Origin of the sequence: Paenibacillus sp. PK1-4R (assembly GCF_030369595.1) — a bacterium.
Classification (GTDB): Bacteria; Bacillota; Bacilli; order Paenibacillales; family Paenibacillaceae; genus Paenibacillus.
Genome location: NZ_CP126535.1, coordinates 407,236 through 427,520, shown reverse-complemented (window position 1 = coordinate 427,520; position 20,285 = coordinate 407,236). Strand labels below are relative to the sequence as shown.

The following is a 20,285-nucleotide window of genomic DNA, read 5'->3' as shown; positions in this document are numbered from 1 at the left end:
TAGAACACTAATTAGACCAAAAAACCGACTGCATTATGCAATCGGTTGTCTGTTCCTGAGATGGCTTTTATATTTGAATCGATTATATTCATTAATAAGCTCGTCCAGTACCATGGACTGTCGGAGGACTTGGTTGTCCTGCATGCCATGATTCTCCGCCAAACGACTCAACTCTTGCCTGTTCCGTTCGATTTTATCTGTGATCTGTACCGGTTCACTCACAGCATGCACCCCCTCTTTGTATAACATTTTAGGATACATTGCCAAAAAATTCATATTATATTCCTTTGCAGAATAAAATATTTATTTACATAGAGATACTTTCAACATCAAGCAATTTGCATAGAGAGTTGACGTCTCTTCTTTTCTACAAGATGTGGGCAAAGAAAATTATAACATGTCTACATATCGTATTCGAGAATACACGAATCCTTTACCGTTAAAGTGCGTTATGGACATATTATCCATTTTATCCTAAGTATCTCTTGCACCTTTCTCACGCGAGAAGTTAATAAATTTATCGAAAAGTAATCTATTTGTATAGATAATTTTCATCACCGTTCTGCATACCAAAATAACGAAGTCTGTAGCCCTCTCGATAACGAGCACGCAATGGATTAATGAAGGAGTCATTCTCAAACTCAATGTAACCTGTTAAATAGAGTAGGATCAGATATTCCTCAAAACGTTTATTGCCAAGAGTCATCTCACTCTCTTCCATTCCATAAAATACTTCGATTTCAAGAATTAATAGAAGAGAAAATCCTCGCACAGTGGAATTGATTATCCATGCAAATTCCAGTGGCTCATGGATATCTTCATCCTTGTTCAGGCTAATTAATTGCTTGGTTCCCCTCTCATCCTTAAATACATAAGCTGCAACCGCCTGATCAAATCCCGCATGAGGGTCGTTGCGCAAGTCGGAAAACTCTTCTAAATCTACCTTCTCAGCGTAGTATTTCTTGGTTAGTCGATCATGAATTTGCTCTAAAGTGAATGGATTAGGAATGTCCAAAGTTATATATTTGTCGTAAAGCTTCTGAATATCAATCTGCAAGGGCGAATCCTCTTTTCGTTATGCCATATTTAATGAGCTACTATAACTTTAAACTCTTAGTAAGTCGAATATATCTATTAATTTGTTCATCTAGAACCCTAGACTGTTGAAGAACTTTATAGTCTTGCATGCCATGTTCTTCTACCAAGAGACAAAGATGTTGTTTACTCTGTTCTATTTGGTCTCTGATCTGTATCAGTTCACTCACTGCATGCACCCCTTTTTCAACCTATTCTAGGGTACTTTCTCTAAACAATAGATAATCGAATACTTTGCAAAACCTTAAAGAAGTTTATGTGCATTACCACGAGCTCATATGCTTTGTAGAGTAGGATTTTAGATATAATTTTCTATACTCCGGTTTGTTATTAGTCCAGTGTACAGTTCTTCCTGTTCAATTGTTGCTTGGCTTCTAAACTTCCCATAAAGATCAATCAATTTAATAGACATAAGATCATCACTACTACTTGAAGCTAGTTTCAAACTTGTCAGCAAAGCTTCAATACCAATCGTATACTTTTGCTGGTTGAGTCTGTACTTCGCTAACTCATAATAAAAGCGTATATACCTATGGTTTAACATCTGCTGGTTGTAGGTTCCTTCTAAATGTCTCTCCGTATTAAAATCTTGAATATACGAATCAAATCTATCCAATGCAAAATCAATGTTCAACAATTGTTGATTGGCTGACTGAAAAATATTTACGAATGCTATTAAGATTTCTTGAGGATTGGATTCAAGGTAATCTAAATAAGATTCAATAACCTCATGCTCTCCACTACCTAAACGATATAAATACCGATTCCCTTCTGCCCATCCTTTGAACCGATCAATTAATATCTGCTCTTCCTCAGTCGGGTTAGAAACTTCAACAACTTTTGCATAAACATCTGTGTATTCCAGCGCCTTTTCAAATTCCTTACGTGCTTCACATACACTTGCCTTCAATAAATTTGCATATGCTTTGTATGTGAATATGGGATAAAAAGCAACCCTATTAATATTTTTCAGCCTTCGAGATTGAAGTTCGAGCTGAAAATCAACTTTCCGTTCAAGTGCATCCGCCAATTTATCGACTTTATCCCAATGATGTATTGTGTTATAAACATTTGCTAGGTCCTTGATTGCATCCAATTGGATCTCTTCATCGAGCTTCTCAATATATGGCTCAAATTTTATCGCTGCACTTAGATTATCCAATTGTTTAATGGTTTTATGGAGCAAAAAAATACGGTACTGACATAAAGCCAACCGCTCCGAATGCTGATATTTTTCTCCCTCTGCCACACATTCATATAAAATAAGTGCAGCTTCATTGAACCCTTTCGTAAAAAAACTTTCAGCCACACCAAATAACTCTTCAATGTACGATCGATCGTCTGTCACATGAATAATGACTTGTTGAATACAATCCAGCTTGTTAAGTTCGGCACACCCATATAGATATGGTTCTAATCGTCTCCAGTGAGGTGCAGATTCAATGAAGGATTCTACTCCGTAACTTTCATAAAAGTAACCTTTTTCCAATCTCATGCCTGAAGTGATCTGATCCAGTTGGTTCATAGACATTGGTCTGCTGCCTTTAAGAATGGCACTCAACGTTCCAACGTTAACACCAGTAATATCAGAGAATTGTTGCAATTTAAATCCATGTTCCCTCATGTGATTCTCAATATATGTGCGTATCGTAGGTGCAAGTTTCAATTCTCCCACCTCCATCAACCAAATGGAATTAAATATTCAATAATTTATAATAAATGTAATTCTAATCTTGTGTGTTACATTGGTCAATCTCCGCATAACAAAAAACTCACCCCCAATTCCGGAAGTAAGTTTATAGCAATCAACAAATTTCTGATTTAATAACTACAGACCGCCGCCTCCATGCACATGGAATAATGCTTGAATAGGTGACACATCATCGAGAGTAACCAATTGACTAACGTTAATAACAATAAAGCTAAGCAAGATTAAATGCAGGATTTTCTTTTTTATCATAATATCTCTGAACCTCCATCATTATTAATTTATACTGATGCTCAATTTCAGCATTTGCGATATTTCTATATTTCTCATATAACGCTACACAATGGATAATATCTGTTTGATTTTTTATTTTGACGGCTTCCCTCAAACAATGCATCAGCTGCTTCAGACCTTCTGGATATTCACAACGATTGAGATGGTAGATGGTCCGTTCAAGTAAAAACGTGATGTACATATCTAATTCCACCTGTTCAGTATATCCCTTTAATCGCGTAACTTCTGAAGTAATCTGGTCACTGAACTTGTAGATGATATCATCAATATTATGATCAAATTTATTAGCTGCCTCTAAAATATTTATCATTGCGGGCAGCAATTCCATTTTATTTTGCTCTATATAATTCACGTAAGCCGGCAAAATACCTTGATCTCCCATCATTAACTTATACAGATAGGTATTTGCTTCCGTCCAGCCCTTGAATTTATCAATATAGATCTGATCTTCTTCATCAGGTTCAGCAACTTTTGTTAGACTGGCGTAGAGCTCTGTATATTGTAGAGCTTCTTCGTAGCGTCCTTGTCTCTCACATGCGGAAGACTTCAGCAAATTTGAATATGCTCTATATACAAAGAAAGGATATGCCGTTATCCGATCACTTTTATCCGTTTTTTTCTTTGTATAGGATTGCAAAATTTTAGTTTTCTGCTCCAGGTCTTCGGCCAAGTCAAATACCTTGTCCCAGTATCTTAGAGCCAAGTATGTATTCGCCAGGTCTTTTATCGCATCCAACTGCCGTTCCTCATCCAGCCGATTAATATATGGCTCAAAGTGCACAGCGGCCCGCAGGTTATCATGTTGATTCTGACCAAGCGAGAGGGTGAAGATGCGATACTGGCACAGAGCCAGACGTTCCGAATGTTGATATTTCTCACATTCCGCCACACATTCGTACAACATCCGTGCAGCCTTCGTCTGTCCACGTTCAAGCATGCCTTCCGCCATCTCAAACAACTCCGAGATATACGAGCGATCATCCGTCACTTCCTGGATAACCTTATGAATACATTCCAGCTTGTCCAATTCAGCACAGCGTTGCAGGAATGGTTCCAGTCTCCTCCAATGAGGTGCCGATTCCACGAAACATTCAGCCCCATAAATCTCGTAGAAATACCCCTCTTCCAGCTTCATGCCTTGGGTAATCAGATCCAGTTGCGCCATAGCGATGGGCCGAGTCCCCTTAATAATTGCGCTAAGCGTTCCAGCGTTAACTCCCGATATATCGGCAAAATACTGCAGGGTGTACCCCTGTTTCCTGATGTAGTCCTCAATATATGAGCGTATCGTAGTTGTAGGTTCCATGTATCCCACCTCCACAATGAAAATCCATAATTTTGAATTTATATGATAAGCACAATTTTAATCCTAAATTTTACAGCGGTCAATAAAAATCGTGGCAATTCCCTTCATATTTATGCAAGGAGGCCTCGCCGTTCCTGCTTATAGAAAAAATCCATTAGAAGAATCCGTGAGAACGTGATACATTTAATCCAACTTACATATCCTACTATTTCAATAGGATTATACGACACAGAAGTTATCAATTCAGTTCGAGGAGAAGGTCAGATGAAATTTGCCTTGTTTAGTCTCATGATGAATCTGCCTAATGCCGTAACCGGGGAAGCTCTGACGACTCAGCAGAAATTCCACAATATATTAGAGCAAGCAAAGCTGGCTGAACGACTGGGTTTCGATGCCTATGGGATCGGTGAACGACATGGTGCTCCTTTTCTATCTTCCTCGCCACCTATCGTATTAACCGCAATAGCCGCAGCAACCACACGCATTCGGTTACTAACCACCGTCACTGTTCTTAGTATACTTGATCCAGTCCGGGTTGCCGAGGATTATGCCACGTTGGATCAATTATCGGGCGGACGGCTGGAGATGATCATCGGGAAAGGCAATGACCCTCGGCACTATCCGCTGTTTGGCATAAGCGAAGAGGAACAATGGGATTCACTCGATGAACGCTATCATCTGCTAAGACGGCTGTGGTCTGAAGAGAATGTAACCTGGCAGGGAACGTATCGCCCTCCGCTTGAGGGAGTGACCACGTGGCCCAGGCCGCTTCAGCAGTCCATCCCAATCTGGCATGGTAGCGCGTCCAGCACAGTCTCGACCGAACTCGCAGCCAAATATGGCGAGCCGCTCTTCACGTCGAACTCTTTTCACCCTCAGGCCAAATACAAAGCGTTAATTGATCATTATCGGGAACGCCTCGATTATTATGGTCATGATCCGCAGCAAGCAGTGATTGGCTCTGGTGCCGGCAGTCTCTATCTTGCGGATACGGGCGAAGAAGCCATTCGTCGTTATAAGCCATATTATGAAGCGTTCCATGCCACTGCCGCCGCACAGCATAATCAGTCTCCCTTCACCGATCTGGAGGATAACATTGCACGAGGCCCTGCGTTAATCGGCAGTCCGGAGCAGATCATTGAGAAAATTCTGGACTATCATGCCGCTTACGGACATCAGGTGCTGAGTATCAGCGTAGATGGACTGACGCATAGCGAGCAGTTGGAGCAAGTGGAGCGTTTTGCCAAGGACGTTGCCCCTGTATTACGCCGCGAACTGCCCAGTTCGGTATGGAATGAACCCCCGGTGTTAACCCAGCACTCATCCTTCCTTTCCTCTAATGCTACAGATTCATGGCCCACAGCCATCTCACCTATATTCCAGGTCTAACAATCTCCCACGTACAATACACGTGCTCCTTCCAGGGTGATTCCTACGAATCGCCCTCTTCCCTCTTCCTCCCACTTGTATCGCCGCTCTCTCTGTACCTATTTGGCCTGAATGCCTTCAAACAAGGAACGGAGCAACACATCTACAAACGCATCCTCCATCGCTTCACCCGTCACTAACATGCGATAGAACACCGGCCCATAGATCAGATCAATGTATAATCCAATGTCTATCCCACTCTTCAATTCGCCGCGCTCCACGCCCTTCTCCAGAATTCCCCGAGCTTCACGCCGACGTGGTTGGATATATCTTGTGCGGTATTCTTCGGCAAGCCCTTCATCCGACTGCCCTTCTCCGATAATCTGTGTAATCACTTTTCCTTCCCGACTGGTCAAAAAACGAACCAGATTACTCGCATGTATGCGTATATCCTCCAATACCGAGCCTGTATCCGGCACTGGCAATCTTGCCGTTGCCGCAGACATATATCCGTCCATGATGACAGCGCCTTTATTCGGCCACCATTTGTAGATAGTGGCTTTGCTCACCTGTGCACGTTCAGCAATCTTCTCGATCGTAACTGCCCCAAATCCGTGCTCCAACAACAACGCATACGATGCTGTAAGAATGGCATTCTGGGTTTCCATGTTACGTGGACGTCCTCTTTTGGCAGTCATCTTGAGCCCTCCTGGATGTATAAAATATATTTAATCATGAGTAATATTCATAAAAACGATACGTTCATTATACTAAAATGCCATGAGTACACACAATAATTCCATCCTCGGTTCACCTTTTCATCCTAATTAATATTCTCATTAAAATATTTTGAGCCTATTTACAATACTGCACGTTTAGTTTATTATATATTTGTAATTAGTGAACACAGCGTTTAGTAATTAACGTTTTTAAATATCACCTGTTTATTGGGAATACCATTTAGAACTGTGGAGGATGATTATGATGGATATGAGACAACAAGTGAAGAAGGCACCTGTACCCACCTGGATTATTTTTTTGCTGGCATCCGCTTGTGGATTGATCGTGGCAAATCTGTATTATGCTCAGACCGTTATCGGACCGATCAGCATAACCACGGGTCTTTCTTCTGCCGCTGCCGGATTGATCGTAACGTTGACTCAGATTGGTTATGTTATTGGTTTGTTATTCATCGTGCCGCTCAGTGACATTACCGAGAATCGACGCCTGGTCGTTCTTTTCCTCATCGTACTGGTGGTTGCCCTGATTGCTGCGGCTTTCTCGCCCACTGCTGTTGTATTTCTGACTGCCTCTCTATTCATTGGTATAGGTTCTGTTGTCGCTCAAATTCTGGTACCCTATGCAACATATCTTACTTCCGAGGAACAACGCGGACGGGTTGTTGGCAATGTCATGAGTGGTCTGCTGCTGGGCATCATGCTGGCTCGTCCTGTCGCAAGCTTTATCACCAGCCTCTTCGGATGGCAGACAGTTTTTGTATTCTCCGCCATTGTCATAACACTTCTCATGCTGCTCCTATCACGTGCTCTTCCTGCTCGCCAACCTGAACCCACCTTGAAATACGGTCAATTAATCGTGTCCTTGGGCACACTGTTCAGAACGATGCCGCTGCTGCGCCGCCGGGCGTTTTATCAGGCCAGTCTGTTTGGTGCTTTCAGCTTGTTCTGGACCACGGTTCCGCTGAGACTGGCTAACGATTTTGGCATGTCACAGCAAGGCATTGCCTGGTTCGCTCTGGCTGGTGTCGGAGGTGCTATTGCCGCTCCCATTGCCGGAAGACTGGCTGATCGCGGACTAACGCGTATTCTGACGGGTGCTGCCATGGTGATCGCTGCTGCTTCATTCGGTCTTGCCTATGTGTTCCAGAGCCACTCCACGTTTGCATTGATCCTGCTTGTTATCGTGGCAATCACACTGGATATGGCTGTCTCAGGAAATCTGGTGCTGGGTCAACGCATCATCTACTCCTTAGGAAGTGAAGCGAGAGGGCGTGTGAATGGCATATTCATGTCGATCTTTTTTGTCGGCGGTGCGATTGGTTCATCTCTTGGAAGCTGGTCTTATGCTCACGGAGGCTGGAGTCTCACAACGCTGATTGGCCTGATCATGCCGCTGCTCGCTTTGGTGTATTACTTTACGGAAAAGAAAGCGGTAGTTGTCAGCAATGAATAGAATGAATATATCGCTGAATCCGAATAACGGAATAAGGGCAGAGCTAATCATCAAGATTAGCTCTGCCCTTATTCCGTTATAATACTCACTTGGCTCCCTGTGACAGGAAGGTATCACTGTTATTAAGATGGATTCATCTACGTATTAGGCTTTACTGTGAAGGGTAACTTGGTACCCGTCTGGATCGGCAAATGTAAAGGTTCGCCCGAATGGTCCATCTATTGGTGCAGATGTAATCTTTACGCCTGCCGCAACAAGCTTGTCGTGGATTTCTTGCGTATCAGGAGCATGAAGCCACAGAGCGACACCAAGTCCTGGCTGAGCACCTGAACCGAGTTCTGTTCCTGGCAATAGGTCACGTAAAGCAAATGCAATCGGCTTGGTGTCAAAGACCACCGCATGAGGTGGTCCCGCCTGTGAGCGTACCAGGCCAAGATAGTTTTGATAAAATTCGGCAGAGCCTTCAAGATTGCTCACTTGAAGTGAAATGAAATCCGGTCCGATTACTGACATAATGTAATGATCTCCTTTATATATGGGGTTGGTTGTTTAGGTTATCTTGATCATACAAGACCGCTCTTGCCAACAGTATGTCAGTAGTGTTCTTTCCTTTTTTCGATTTTTTCTTTTACTCGTTTTCTCTCTTACAACAACACAGGCAGATGCGTAGTCGCATCATACTCCACCAACGGCTCACCGGTATGCAATTTACGCACCAGATCTGGATTGGCGATAAACGGTCTGCCGAACGCAGCCAGATCTATGCTTCCCTTACTAATCGCGTGCTCTGCGATCTGAACATCCAAATCCCCCACACCAATGATGATTCCATCCCACCGACTACGAATCCGCTCGTGAAAAGACTGCTCCCCTTCCCATGCTTTTGTATATTGATCTGTTGAGGGATGCAAGATCGTAATTCCCGTCTCGCGGAACAAGTTCAGATATGCATCGATCATTCCAGCTTTATCTGCCCATGCATAGGATGCATCATCATCCTTTTTCTCGGAAAATCGTACCGATATGCGATCCACAGGTATCTCTTTTTTTACAGCCACAATAATATCCCGCAGGAACCGCAATCTGCCCGCAGTGTCGCCTCCATATTCATCTGTTCTGTGGTTGGTCTTCTCATTAATAAACTGGTCGATCAGATACCCATGCGCAGCATGCAGCTCGATCCCGTCGAACCCTGCCAGAACCGCATTGCGGGCCGCCGTCTGAAAATGCTGAATTGTATCCGCTATATCCTGTGCACTCATCGCTTGAGGAACCTGATACGGCTTATGCAGCTTATGCACTCTTCCCTCTGCCGCAAGGCTGGAAGGTGCCACTGGAGTGGTTCCGATCAGATCGGAATGGGACAACCTGCCGACATGCCACAGTTGAGCAATAATGGTGCCGCCGTGTCTGTGAACAGCATCCGTTACCCTTTTCCAAGAAGTCGTCTGTTCATCTGTATATAAACCGGGGATGCCGTAAGTGCCTTTGCCTGCCAGATTCGGGTTAATACCCTCGGTAATGATCAGTCCCACGCCATCTCGGGCACGCTGCTCATAATACGCCACCATCTCATCCGTCACGGTCCCCTCCCGATCATCAGCAAATCCCCGGGTCAACGGAGCCATCACCATTCGGTTCCTTAATTGCCACTGATGAATCGTTACCGGGCTTAATAGTGTTGAACGTGTATTCATGTTATCCATGTCATATCCCTACTCTCTTTGTCATTAGGGATATTGTACGGTGGCTCTGATATATCGTAAAATGATTGAAATATATAGTTGTATCTCTCAGAGAGATACCTGACATCAACATCTGCGGAAGCAATGTAAGTTAATCCACGTTCAGGAGGATACAGCATGGAACTTTCCGATATCGATATTGTTCTCGCGGTGGCACGTTCAGGGAAAATCTCACAGGCTGCCAAAGAACTGAATTACGCGCAATCCAATGTCACTACGCGCATCAAAAAACTGGAGCAGGAATATCGAATCCAGTTGTTCAACCGTTTTCCCAAAGGTGTTGTACTGACCTCCAAAGGAGAACAGTTCGTCCAGTACGCCACACGCATTCACAACCTTTTGCACGATCTGAAGCAGGATATGACCGATCCCGGTGAACCTTCAGGCACGCTGAAAATCGGCATTGTAGAAACGGCGGCATCCAGCCGCTTTATGGAAATTCTGAATGAATATCAAATAACCTACCCGAAGGTGTCCATTTCACTCGTCAACTCCACTTCACCCAAAGTACTGCGCAAGAAAATACAGGACTATGAGATTGATGGTGCTTTTATCAGCGGGGCTTGTGTGAAAGAAGGTTTGAAGGTGGAATACGAGATGCAGGACACCGTTCATATCATCTCCAAGAAGACAGACATACCACCCGAAAGCCTGTGCCAAGTATCGTGGGTTGTTTTCCCCGAGGGCTGCCCGTACCGTGAAATGACCGAAGAATTTTTGCAGGAAGAGGGGTTGTCCGCACGTAATATCATCGAAGTGAGTACGATGGAAAACCTGCTCAGCTGTGTGGAGTCTGGAATTGCTTTTACCATTATGCCGTGCAACGTTATTCACAAGAAACCGGATGATTTCTCCGTATTTGATCTGGCAGATCGCTTTACTCATACCACGACAACCTTTGTCCGCGGTGAGGATCGGTATGTCAGCAGTGCGCTGGATCAGTTCATGAAGCTGCTGAACCAGAAGTGCATTACGTTTTGATATAGATAACTTAGTCCCCCACTTTCAACCGCTGAACTTCTTGATCACTAAATGGACTAGAGCACATTGATCGAGACCATAAAAAAAGAAGGCACAAGGTACTCATTAAGAGTACTTTGTGCCTTCTTACCCTCTATACCATAATCAGCTTAACCCTTACTCCACCTTGAATCGCGCAGCCGATTCGGCCAGCTTTTGCGTCAATTGATCGATCGTATCGACCATGTTTGCCAACTGCTGTACTGTCGAAGACTGCTCCATCATGGTTGCTGTTACCTCTTCAACCGAAGCAGATACCTGCTCTCCTGAAGCCGACAAACTATGGGCTGACTCCAGTACAACATCCTTGTTCTGCAACATCTCTTGCATCTGTCCTGCCATTGTAGCGATCTGTTGATTAATGACCGATACCTTCTCCAAAATCACATCAAACGCCTGACGAGTCTGCAAGACAAGCTCATCCTGTCTGGACGAGATGGTGTGAATCTCTGCAACACTTTGGTTGTTCTCGGCGACATCGGCCAGATTCTGCTCGATAATGCTGGAGATTTCCTTGGACTGGCGGGAACTCTGCTCTGCCAGATTGCGAATCTCCTCGGCCACAACCGCAAATCCTCTGCCATGCTCCCCCGCCCGTGATGCTTCAATTGAAGCATTCAATGCAAGCAGATTGGTCTGCTTCGCAATCTGGCTGATGGCTTCCGTGATCTGACTAATACTGCCCGAACTCGTTTGAAGTTTGACGGTAATCTCAGAGATTTTCTCCACTTCCCGTTCGTTCACTTCATTAATACGCATCAGTTCATTCACGACTTCATTCCCATTGTGGAATACCGTTTCGATCTCATCCGCTCTTGCCTTCACATCCTGTGCACTACTGTTCATGGCAGCCACTTTATCGCCAAAGGTGTTGAATTTACTTGCAATCTGCTCGGTATCTTCCGATTGAGCCTCCATCGCTTTTGCAATCCCCATGGACGTCGCCGAGGTCTCATCAATGGATCTTGCCGTCTGTCTGGATGTCTCCTCCAATTCCTGAGTACTGGCTTGAAGGACATGGATTGAATTATTCATATCGGTAATGAGGTTCCTGTTCTGCTCCACCATACCATTAAAGCTCTCCGCCAGATCCTTGAATTCACTGTTATATCTGCCATTGGCCTTAACGGTCAGATTGCCTTGAGCAAGTTGTTGGAACAGCCCGATCAGACGAATGATAGGTCTTGTAATACTACGAGAAATCAGCAATCCCACACCGATAGCCAGAGCAACTCCGATCAAGGTCACGATAAGCATTTGACGTTGGATATCCTCTATTGGGCGCTTGATATCATCATAATCGTCAATAATCACCACGGAGAGATCTGCACCAGGAATCTGATTAATACGATAGTAGATGTCATCTCGATCCATTGAAGTGATTTTCACTTTGTCGGTAGCTCTGGCCTCCATAAGTTCCATGGCTTCCTTGTCCTCTTCCAGCGTTTGTCCCACAATGGAAGGGTCCAGTGAATCATACATGATGATGCCGCTCCGGCTCAGCACTTCAACTCTGCCTTGGGCATTGATTTTAATGTCTCCCAGTTGCCCCAGGAAAAAGCTGCTGTCCACCGACATAGCAAGCACACCCAGGATATTCCCCTGTTCATCGATGATAGGCTCCGAGAATACAATAATGAGCTTCTTGCCAGTCTTAGAGACGACCGCGTCACTGATGAAGGATTTCCCCTGTATAGACTCCTGGAAATATTCCCGATCTCCCCGTGACTGCCCAATGACTTCTGGCATGGTTCCCGCCACCATGGTTCCTTCCTTATCAAACACGAACAGATCTGGCTTGCTTCCTTCCGTTTCCGATATACTGTCGGTCAAGATCGTATTGGCCTTATTGAAATACGGGTTCTCATCCGAGAAAAATTCTTCATCCGTCATGTCAGTTGTATTACGCAGCTCCAAGAGTTCCTTGAAGGTATTATGTACGGATATCGCATGACTCAATTGTTGCTGAAGTTGCATCGCTGTCCAAAGCCCTTCCCCAAGGCGGTCAGCCATCACATTAATCTCATCCTTGCTTTTCCTGACCACAACATCAGATGAAATCATATAACTTGTGGTCGTTGCACCAAGCAGAACCAAAACAACCAATACACTGATCATGAAAGGCAGTTTGATTTTAAGCGACATATTTTTGATCCTATGCCCTAACCCTTTTCTTTTCCCCATTTCCCACTTCTCCCCACTTCCCTGAACCATATGCATCTGAACGATGTACATACATTATCGGAAAAATCCATAGTATAATTGATCATTTAGGGAGATATTGCCACTGTTTTCTTTTTTTCTGATAGCAACATAAAAAAATGGCCTGTCAGATCGACTATCCATCTTTGGAATGGATGTTGCCGTTACCTAACAGACCGTTTTAAATTTGGTAATGATTCAATTACGTTTACTTACGCAATCTCCGAGAACTTAGCGCGTGGTGGCCATTCTGCAGGAATGTACTGCGCGTATTCTTCATCTGTTCAATCCGTCGTTCAGCCAGACGATCTGCGGCAACATAGGTTGCGATGCCTTCGGTACGTGAGCTTTCGAATATTTTCTCCAGATTGGAATAGATCTCTCCGATCCTGCTCCATGCTCGATCCGCATTATAACCGTTTAGCTCATCCGCAATGTTAATTACACCACCTGCATTGATAACATAGTCAGGCGCGTAAACGATGCCCATATCATACAGCTGATCCCCATGACGGGTCTCCAGCAGCTGATTATTGGCACAGCCCGCTACAACCTTCGCCTTAAGTGTCTTGAGCGTATCGTCATTAATCGTACCGCCCAGTGCACATGGTGCATAGATATCACACTCCACACTAGTAATGTCTGCGGGATCAACAGCTGTCGCGCCGAAGCGATCCACAGCCTGTTTCACCGAGTCCTTATGGATATCCGTAACGATCAGATGTGCACCTTCCTCATACAGATATTTGCACAGATGCATCGCCACATTGCCGACACCTTGGACCGCTATCGTTTTACCCTCCAGCAGATCGGTACCAAATGCTTCTTTGGCTGCTGCCTTGATCCCCCGATATACACCCCAAGCCGTTGCAGGTGATGGGTTACCGGATGAACCATAGCTCGGTGAGATGCCTGTCACATAGTCCGTTTCCTGATAGATCAGGTTCATGTCCTCTTCCGTTGTTCCCACATCTTCGGCTGTGATATAACGTCCGTTCAACCCTTGAATATATCGTCCAAACGCCCGAAACATCGCTTCGTTTTTGTCGCGCCTTGGATCTCCGATAATAACGGTTTTGCCGCCGCCCAGATTAAGTCCGGATACCGCATTCTTATATGTCATACCACGGGCAAGGCGCAGGGCATCTTCAATGGCTGCTTCTTCTGAAGCGTAAGTCCACATCCGCGTGCCTCCCAGCGCAGGGCCGAGTGTTGTGTCGTGTATGGCGATAATTGCTTTTAACCCTGAATTTCGATCCTGGCACAGAACCAGTTCCTCATAATCGTGATGCTCCATTGCTTCAAACCAACTCATGTGCTAACCGTCTCCTCCAACCATTTTTGCGATCCAATCGCATTGTTCTCTATTCATTGACCATCCTCTATTGTACCCATGAATACCCAGTTTGTGCAAAATCACATCGCAATGTCAGAGAAGCATCGAACGATGCTTCTCGTATGGCGGGAGCAAAGCTGTCGAATTTCAGATTTTAATTTTATCGTCTATCAATAGAAAAACCTCTCTCCCTTACAGGAGAAAGGTACACTTCCTTCAACTGCACCAACCTATTCGCCCCAAGTAGGCCACTTGATCGTTCACATTTAAGGGAGCGTCTCAACCACATTGATTGGATGCAAATCGCCATCTACAGCGAATGAGGCCTGCCCCGTCTCTTCGGAGACAACCAGCACAACCGCATCCGTCAATTCACTGAGTCCCAGTGCTGCCCGATGACGAGTCCCTATTTTTCGTTCATGCACTTCCGCTTGCGACAACGGCAGCACATTACCAGCGGATACAATCTGATTGCCACGAATCAACACAGCCCCGTCATGAAGTGGCGCACCGGGAATAAACAGCGATTCCAGCAACGCATGTGTCACTCTTGCATCCACAGTCACGCCTGAGTGAATGATCGACTCCAACGGAATCTCCCGTTCAATCACAATCAACGCACCATATCTCCGGTCAGATAGATGCTGTACGCTCGATGTTAATTCGGCAAACTTCTCGGTAAAGGGTGACAGATAACAATCCAGATAAAACGAAGAGGCGAGCACCTCAATCTGCTTGATCTCCGCTCGAATCTCTGCAAATTGCCCTAGCAGACAGACACTGTCATTTTCAAAACGGGATAACGTCATGTTCATTCGATCCGCTACACGATGGAGGTCTGCCTTGAGCTTCTGCCTCATCGAGGAACTGTCACAGTCTGCTTGCTGAGTCATCATTCGCCGCCTCCTCTGGTTGGCTTGGGCTTCACGCCACATCATTAGTACCCATACCTTCCCCTCTGGAGCAGATATTTATGCAATGGCAGGGCGGTATGAACTAATCATGTTCATGAATGTAACTGATATAACAAGCAGAAAAAGAGCCTGCCCGCGAAACGAACTTTCCACGGGCAGGCCCTATTCTCGCATTGATTTTGATGTCTACTTCACTTATTGTGCTTTTCCGTATGAACCTGCCTTAAATGTAGTCGGATCATACCATTTGTACCCTGCCGCAGGTGCAGCCCATGGCTCAAGTTGCGGCTCGGTTGATGCAGCCGGAGCTTCGATAGGAAGCAGGCTTGTTGCCGTATCCAATGTCAGTCCTGGCACTTGTGCCAGACTGGTGTAGCTCTCTTTGACCGCAAGCCATTTCACGGTATTCACAAGGAACGTTGCATCATCCACTTCTTTGAATCCATCATAGGTCTTTTTGGTAGCACCGGTCTCTTCACGCAAATATTTCGGAGTCGCGTCTTCCACAGGTGAAGAGTCACCGATAAATGCGGCTTTGCCCGCACCAACCTTTGCAATGGCTGCATAGGCTCCTTCAGCTCGTCCACCACCGTTATATACGCCCTGATCCACGGCATTGCCCCACTTGGACACACCACTTGGTACATACACCAAGCCTTTGGCTTTGTTCGGGTCTATAATCGCAATGGTCGATCCCGCATGCATGGCTACAGAATTAACACCAGCCGTAATGCCGAAGGATTGTGCAGATGGAACGATATCCGATGCATTTACATCTCCAAGGGCATTGTAGCGGAAACGGACACCAAAGTTCGTCGCGAGCCAGTCTGAACTAGTCACACTCTGCATCGCTGGTGATTCGGCTTCAGCCGAAGACATGCCTTTGGCCGGATTCAGGAAGGCACCGCGGCGATAACCGTTGAATACTTCGGAAGAATCCCAGCGGTTTTTGTTGCGGTCTGCATTATAGTGGTCGGAGATGAAGAACACACTTCCTCCGTTCTGCACGTACTGCACCAGCGCAGCCTGCTCTGTCGCTTTGAACGGCACATTGGCTTCGCCAATGACAAAGACGTCGTAATCTTTCAATTTATTATAGGTGATGGCTTGCTCACCGAATGTATACGGGATGCTGCGTTCCAGCTGATCCACGGCAAAGCCTGCGTTTCGCAAACCATTGGCAAAATCCGAAAATGCCCCGTCAATAATCCAGTCGGCAGCACCTGCTGTCTGGGCGTGGGTATTATCAAACAATACTTTTTTGCCGGTACCGTCCGGTAATGTTGTACCTGGGTTTGGTTCTGGATCAGGGTTGGTTGTTCCGGAGGAAAATGTAATGGACGTTGGGTTTTTGACTCCTGCATAGCTGTTGTAGGCACCGAGGGTTCCGGTTACGATAATCTTTTTGCCTACAAGACTGGGGTTGGACGCCAATCCATATTGCGAACGGAAAGATGAGGGAATCTGTACATCCAATAATCTGGCGTTAGTTCGCTCTGACGCTGAATCTGCAATCAGAACATTAAAATCATTGGCATACGGAGATGTAAACTTCGCGGTAAGCGACCCGGTAGCATGTCCAACAATGATTCCTTCAACCGTTGCTGTTCCTCCACCGCTCTGGGCAGCGATGGCCTGAGATACCGTAAGTGGTGCTGCAGCTTGTACCGGACTTTGCGAACCCGGCCCCAGCAGTGCGGTTGCCATCATGATAAAGACCAGGAATGCCCCGATCCAGTGCTGCCATAACGCCTTCTTCATATTCCCTTTCTCCTCCTCCAAATTACCTGATAATGGGTTATCCTCCTTTAATTTAATTGTTCATATGCTGAATTCCTCTTTCTTTTTGTAAAGTTTATGAAAAAGTTTAGAAGTTGAGTCTATTGGCCCATACTGATTAACAAAAGTATCCCAAAGGAGACCTATATGAAGTTTCTATATTTCTTCTGCTCCTGCTGAATGGCTGGTTCTTGTATCCGTCTGCATATCTCGGTGTATACATTCCCTATGTGCTGTGGATAAGCCTATTTTCAGAAAAAAGTTAAATTCGTTGCGGACTTGGGATTGCATTTTGCCACCGTTCATTGCATAATGAATATATAAACGTGATAATGATTATCATTCTTGAACTTGTCTCTTTGTAACTTTCTACTGCATATGATTTTACGATTTTATAGATAAAGGGGAACGAACATCGAATGAATACAACTCTGCAAAAGGCTGATCTGCAGCTTGACGATTATTTGGATCTTCTGAACCTGGCAACCAATCTGGGTGATACGAGATGGCAGAAGGAAATCATCCGTAAGCTGGCTTATACTTATCCCGCAGTTCAATGTAAACAACCACAATAGCATGCCTTATACATCATAAATCTACATTATGGCTCATGACCGATTCATTCGTTGAATCTGTTATGGGCTATTTTTGTTGTACAATGTAATTGAACTAAACATTTACACGAGAAACGGAGAGGACAGAAATAACCTGAAGAAGCGGAGCTAAAAGCTTTCTGAAAGAAAGCTGCTTCGGAAGCATACATCTCGCCTTTATCCCCGGATTTTCCCCTTTGAAAAAGGGTATCCAAAAAATCTGGGGATAACAGCGATCGAAGGTTGTTCTGTCATCAGAGTGGCAAGTGTAATATTCTTAAGTTCAATTTATATAGGAGGGGAACAACGATGCAACTGGAGACCGAACGACTCATCATCAGGGATATTCTGGAGACGGACTGGGAAAGTATACATAACTACACATCCATGACAGAAGTTACTCAGCACACGGCATGGGGACCAAATACCGAAGAGGATACTCGAGCATACGTGCAGTTTGTGTTGGACATGCAGCAAACACAACCACGAGAGGGCTTTGAACTGGCCATATGCTTGAAAAAGGAGGGCATACTGATCGGTGGTGTTGGCCTTCACATCGAAAACACGAACGCTGAGATCGGTTATGTGCTCAATCCCGTTTATCAGGGAAAAGGGTATGCTGCCGAAGCAGCCCGAGCCATGCTTGGCTTTGGCTTTAATACACTTGGCGTACACCGAATTTATGCGAAATGCCGCCCGAACAACAAGGCTTCAGAGAACGTTATGCAGAAGATCGGTATGCAGCGTGAAGGTCTGATGCGAGAGCATTGGTTTTACAAAGGGGAATATCATGATTCGTATCTATATTCGATTCTTGCAAAGGAATATGCAGGTGGACAATTTCACGGAAACTCAAAAAGCTGACTCCCATATATGGGACGCCAGCTTTTCTTTTCTTTTTCTCCGTAACGACCCCAATCGCCAATGGAGGTGAAGCCTCTGAACAAACTAATTTACAGTCGGCACAGCTCTACCGGACAGCTCGGGAATGTCGGACATCCACACATACAACGCAAGGCTGCCAGATCCCGAATCATCAGTTTGCCGTCCATCATATCCAGCGTACCTTGTTCTTTCCATGCCCCCAGCATCCGCGTTACGCTCTCCCGGGTAGCTCCAATCATCTCGGCAAGATCGGTATGGTTCAGCTTCATGTCCAGCACAATACCATCCGGTGTAACCCTGCCATAAGAATTGCTGGCACGGATCAGTGTCGAAGCGAGGGCACCCGCCTTGCCATAGAGCAGCAAATCACGGAATCTCGACTGGGTAATCCGCTGCGACAGTGCCATCCATTGCAGGAATTTCAAGGCAAGGTCGCCATGTTTGCTGAGTATACTTTCCAGATCGCTAAGCGAGATAATGGCCAGTTCCCCTTTTTCCGCCATCTCTGCACTGTAGCTATGATTCAATCCGCCGATGCCTCCGAATTCACCGATGAGATCGCCGCTTTGTTGAATGGATAAAATAATTTCCTTGCCATCCTCCGTCGACTTGGTCATTTTCACTCGTCCCGAACGAATGTAGTACAGATATCCGGCTTCATCGCCTTCGAGAAAGAGACTATATCCCGACTTCACCCGTTTGGGTTGCATTTTTGCTTCAATCAGGTCCCATTGCTCAGATGTAACGAACGAAAGGATTCCGCCTGTTTCCCGTGTCATTTTGCCCGCCTCCGCTTGTTTCTGCTCTGCTCTTTGGGTTGTTCTTTCTACAAATACTGTACCCATAACCTTCGTCCCCCTCGGTGATTCCTTATGTATCCATCATACCGCGAAAGTAACGCGAGGGTTATCGGGGGATTACCTGATCCTTGACGAGAAACTCCCTGAATTTGCTGTGAGAAAAGTCACATTTCACCGATATGCCTCATCCTTCGCATTTCTTCAATCCCTTGGTGCACCTGACTCAGGAGTCCTCCACTGCCCAAGTTCAGTAAATTACGGAACGGAAATAGGGGTTTTCCCTGAATTACAATGTACGAGAAAGGGTCTACAATAGAACTAACATCCTAATACCCTTACTTGGAAGATGATCCTTGAACCAAGGTTACCGATATTAATTACACAGGAATGATCGATATAATCCGAAAAAGGAAGTGTCCTCTCATGCATGATGAACTGCCATCTGGCATTCAGGAGATGATCGACGGCCTGCGCCTGAACACATCCAGCGACTTCTGTGGACTTGCCTGTCTGAACGGGACGATGCTACGCTGGAAGCATACCTCTGGGGCAAGTAATGAACGGGTGAGACGCATGGAAATGCGCCCCGGACAAGATCTGGTGGGCACAGCCCTTCGGACTGGACGCACAGCCCGATCTGATGCACAATCCACCGGGGAGCATACACCCGGTCGTTGCCCGTTAATGCTTGCTGAGCGGTTGGTAAGTGCCATAGCGGTACCTGTGTTTCAGGAAAGTAGCGTGCCTGGCGCCGTGCTGCTCGTTGGCAGCAGACTGCCTTGCACCTTCTCACCGGACATGGTCCGGCAGACGGAGCAAGTCGCTCTACATCTTCAGCCGTACGTATATGGATAACGACATCTGTCTTTAATATGGAAGAAGTCTTGTTATTTCCTTAGGGAAGTATCAAGGCTTTTTTTATTATAGTTATTCACAGCGGAGCAAGCCTTAGTCTGTTCACCTGTCTTCGCTCATCTGTATACATCGACGTCACTCACACAGATTGATATAATCGAGTCCATACATTCATATATTCATAGATAGTAT

19 protein-coding genes are annotated in these 20,285 nt (G+C 45.4%); 6 read left to right on the top strand and 13 right to left on the bottom strand.

Translation table 11 applies throughout. From position 1 onward, the window contains the following. Positions 1-33: 33 nt before the first annotated feature. The 5 genes from QNO02_RS02045 to QNO02_RS02030 all read right to left on the bottom strand — a co-directional run bounded on the left by QNO02_RS02045 (position 34) and on the right by QNO02_RS02030 (position 4,403). A complete protein-coding gene (locus QNO02_RS02045) occupies positions 34-222 on the bottom strand; it encodes an aspartyl-phosphate phosphatase Spo0E family protein (RefSeq protein WP_223868875.1) in 189 nt (62 codons plus the stop codon). A 310-nt stretch (positions 223-532) separates the two neighbouring features. Beyond that, positions 533-1,057, bottom strand: coding sequence for a pyruvate kinase (locus tag QNO02_RS02040; protein WP_289390944.1), 525 nt, complete (start codon positions 1,055-1,057; stop codon positions 533-535). A gap of 40 nt (positions 1,058-1,097) precedes the next feature. Further along, complete coding sequence (locus tag QNO02_RS30260) at positions 1,098-1,265, bottom strand: Spo0E family sporulation regulatory protein-aspartic acid phosphatase (RefSeq protein WP_353959099.1); 168 nt, start codon at positions 1,263-1,265, stop codon at positions 1,098-1,100. Positions 1,266-1,393: 128 nt separating this feature from the next. Next, positions 1,394-2,761, bottom strand: coding sequence for a transcriptional regulator (locus tag QNO02_RS02035; RefSeq protein WP_289390942.1), 1,368 nt, complete (start codon positions 2,759-2,761; stop codon positions 1,394-1,396). 256 nt (positions 2,762-3,017) lie between these two features. Beyond that, on the bottom strand, positions 3,018-4,403 hold the full coding sequence (locus QNO02_RS02030) for a transcriptional regulator (protein WP_289390940.1): 1,386 nt from the start codon (positions 4,401-4,403) through the stop codon (positions 3,018-3,020). A 264-nt stretch (positions 4,404-4,667) separates the two neighbouring features. Between QNO02_RS02030 and QNO02_RS02025 the strand changes: the two genes are divergently transcribed. Beyond that, positions 4,668-5,792 carry an LLM class flavin-dependent oxidoreductase gene (locus tag QNO02_RS02025; protein ID WP_289390939.1) on the top strand — a complete coding sequence of 375 codons (1,125 nt, stop codon included), beginning with the start codon at positions 4,668-4,670 and terminating at the stop codon, positions 5,790-5,792. Positions 5,793-5,890: 98 nt separating this feature from the next. Here the strand turns inward: QNO02_RS02025 and QNO02_RS02020 are convergent, their stop codons facing one another. Next, positions 5,891-6,469 carry a TetR/AcrR family transcriptional regulator gene (locus tag QNO02_RS02020; protein ID WP_289390938.1) on the bottom strand — a complete coding sequence of 193 codons (579 nt, stop codon included), beginning with the start codon at positions 6,467-6,469 and terminating at the stop codon, positions 5,891-5,893. A 283-nt stretch (positions 6,470-6,752) separates the two neighbouring features. On the opposite strand from QNO02_RS02020, the gene QNO02_RS02015 reads away from it, so the two are divergent. Beyond that, positions 6,753-7,964, top strand: a complete 1,212-nt coding sequence (locus QNO02_RS02015; protein ID WP_289390936.1) for an MFS transporter — start codon at positions 6,753-6,755, stop codon at positions 7,962-7,964. A 144-nt stretch (positions 7,965-8,108) separates the two neighbouring features. On the opposite strand, the gene QNO02_RS02010 is transcribed toward QNO02_RS02015, so the two are convergent. Both QNO02_RS02010 and QNO02_RS02005 read right to left on the bottom strand, forming a co-directional pair. Next, on the bottom strand, positions 8,109-8,477 hold the full coding sequence (locus QNO02_RS02010) for a VOC family protein (RefSeq protein WP_289390935.1): 369 nt from the start codon (positions 8,475-8,477) through the stop codon (positions 8,109-8,111). A gap of 131 nt (positions 8,478-8,608) precedes the next feature. Next, the gene (locus tag QNO02_RS02005; protein ID WP_289390933.1) at positions 8,609-9,670 is read right to left on the bottom strand and encodes an oxidoreductase; all 1,062 of its coding nucleotides are present in this window, start codon (positions 9,668-9,670) and stop codon (positions 8,609-8,611) included. Between the two features lie 156 nt (positions 9,671-9,826). Between QNO02_RS02005 and QNO02_RS02000 the strand changes: the two genes are divergently transcribed. Beyond that, positions 9,827-10,690 carry a LysR family transcriptional regulator gene (locus tag QNO02_RS02000; protein ID WP_249912956.1) on the top strand — a complete coding sequence of 288 codons (864 nt, stop codon included), beginning with the start codon at positions 9,827-9,829 and terminating at the stop codon, positions 10,688-10,690. Positions 10,691-10,846: 156 nt separating this feature from the next. Here QNO02_RS02000 and QNO02_RS01995 read toward each other — a convergent pair whose 3' ends face one another. The 4 genes from QNO02_RS01995 to QNO02_RS01980 form a co-directional block, all read right to left on the bottom strand. Continuing rightward, positions 10,847-12,913: a methyl-accepting chemotaxis protein gene (locus tag QNO02_RS01995; RefSeq protein ID WP_091038072.1), complete on the bottom strand. Its 2,067-nt coding sequence runs from the start codon at positions 12,911-12,913 to the stop codon at positions 10,847-10,849. 226 nt (positions 12,914-13,139) lie between these two features. Then, positions 13,140-14,246 (bottom strand): Glu/Leu/Phe/Val family dehydrogenase, encoded by a 1,107-nt coding sequence (locus QNO02_RS01990; protein WP_289390931.1) that lies wholly within the window; start codon positions 14,244-14,246, stop codon positions 13,140-13,142. Positions 14,247-14,533: 287 nt separating this feature from the next. After that, a complete protein-coding gene (cdaS, locus tag QNO02_RS01985; protein ID WP_091038069.1) occupies positions 14,534-15,163 on the bottom strand; it encodes a sporulation-specific diadenylate cyclase CdaS in 630 nt (209 codons plus the stop codon). Positions 15,164-15,376: 213 nt separating this feature from the next. Continuing rightward, the gene (locus tag QNO02_RS01980) at positions 15,377-16,891 is read right to left on the bottom strand and encodes a DUF6359 domain-containing protein (protein WP_289392656.1); all 1,515 of its coding nucleotides are present in this window, start codon (positions 16,889-16,891) and stop codon (positions 15,377-15,379) included. 488 nt (positions 16,892-17,379) lie between these two features. On the opposite strand from QNO02_RS01980, the gene QNO02_RS01975 reads away from it, so the two are divergent. Together QNO02_RS01975 and QNO02_RS01970 are read left to right on the top strand one after the other, a co-directional pair. After that, positions 17,380-17,535: a hypothetical protein gene (locus tag QNO02_RS01975; protein ID WP_017691064.1), complete on the top strand. Its 156-nt coding sequence runs from the start codon at positions 17,380-17,382 to the stop codon at positions 17,533-17,535. A gap of 327 nt (positions 17,536-17,862) precedes the next feature. Continuing rightward, on the top strand, positions 17,863-18,417 hold the full coding sequence (locus QNO02_RS01970) for a GNAT family N-acetyltransferase (RefSeq protein WP_289390930.1): 555 nt from the start codon (positions 17,863-17,865) through the stop codon (positions 18,415-18,417). Between the two features lie 89 nt (positions 18,418-18,506). On the opposite strand, the gene QNO02_RS01965 is transcribed toward QNO02_RS01970, so the two are convergent. Then, entirely contained in the window at positions 18,507-19,283 is a 777-nt protein-coding gene (locus QNO02_RS01965; RefSeq protein WP_240768291.1) for a Crp/Fnr family transcriptional regulator, read from the bottom strand. A gap of 378 nt (positions 19,284-19,661) precedes the next feature. Between QNO02_RS01965 and QNO02_RS01960 the strand changes: the two genes are divergently transcribed. Next, a complete protein-coding gene (locus QNO02_RS01960) occupies positions 19,662-20,093 on the top strand; it encodes a GAF domain-containing protein (RefSeq protein ID WP_289390929.1) in 432 nt (143 codons plus the stop codon). Positions 20,094-20,285: the final 192 nt, after the last annotated feature.

Bases quoted from the DNA above. Each gene is read 5' to 3' on its own strand.
- QNO02_RS02030 (WP_289390940.1), bottom strand. From the start codon at position 4,403: ATGGAACCTACAACTACGATACGCTCATATATTGAGGACTACATCAGG.
- QNO02_RS02025 (WP_289390939.1), top strand. From the start codon at position 4,668: ATGAAATTTGCCTTGTTTAGTCTCATGATGAATCTGCCTAATGCCGTA.
- QNO02_RS02020 (WP_289390938.1), bottom strand. From the start codon at position 6,469: ATGACTGCCAAAAGAGGACGTCCACGTAACATGGAAACCCAGAATGCC.
- QNO02_RS02015 (WP_289390936.1), top strand. From the start codon at position 6,753: ATGATGGATATGAGACAACAAGTGAAGAAGGCACCTGTACCCACCTGG.
- QNO02_RS02010 (WP_289390935.1), bottom strand. From the start codon at position 8,477: ATGTCAGTAATCGGACCGGATTTCATTTCACTTCAAGTGAGCAATCTT.
- QNO02_RS02005 (WP_289390933.1), bottom strand. From the start codon at position 9,670: ATGGATAACATGAATACACGTTCAACACTATTAAGCCCGGTAACGATT.
- QNO02_RS02000 (WP_249912956.1), top strand. From the start codon at position 9,827: ATGGAACTTTCCGATATCGATATTGTTCTCGCGGTGGCACGTTCAGGG.
- QNO02_RS01995 (WP_091038072.1), bottom strand. From the start codon at position 12,913: ATGGGGAAAAGAAAAGGGTTAGGGCATAGGATCAAAAATATGTCGCTT.
- QNO02_RS01990 (WP_289390931.1), bottom strand. From the start codon at position 14,246: ATGAGTTGGTTTGAAGCAATGGAGCATCACGATTATGAGGAACTGGTT.
- cdaS (WP_091038069.1), bottom strand. From the start codon at position 15,163: ATGATGACTCAGCAAGCAGACTGTGACAGTTCCTCGATGAGGCAGAAG.
- QNO02_RS01980 (WP_289392656.1), bottom strand. From the start codon at position 16,891: ATGATGGCAACCGCACTGCTGGGGCCGGGTTCGCAAAGTCCGGTACAA.
- QNO02_RS01975 (WP_017691064.1), top strand. From the start codon at position 17,380: ATGAATACAACTCTGCAAAAGGCTGATCTGCAGCTTGACGATTATTTG.
- QNO02_RS01970 (WP_289390930.1), top strand. From the start codon at position 17,863: ATGCAACTGGAGACCGAACGACTCATCATCAGGGATATTCTGGAGACG.
- QNO02_RS01965 (WP_240768291.1), bottom strand. From the start codon at position 19,283: ATGGGTACAGTATTTGTAGAAAGAACAACCCAAAGAGCAGAGCAGAAA.
- QNO02_RS01960 (WP_289390929.1), top strand. From the start codon at position 19,662: ATGCATGATGAACTGCCATCTGGCATTCAGGAGATGATCGACGGCCTG.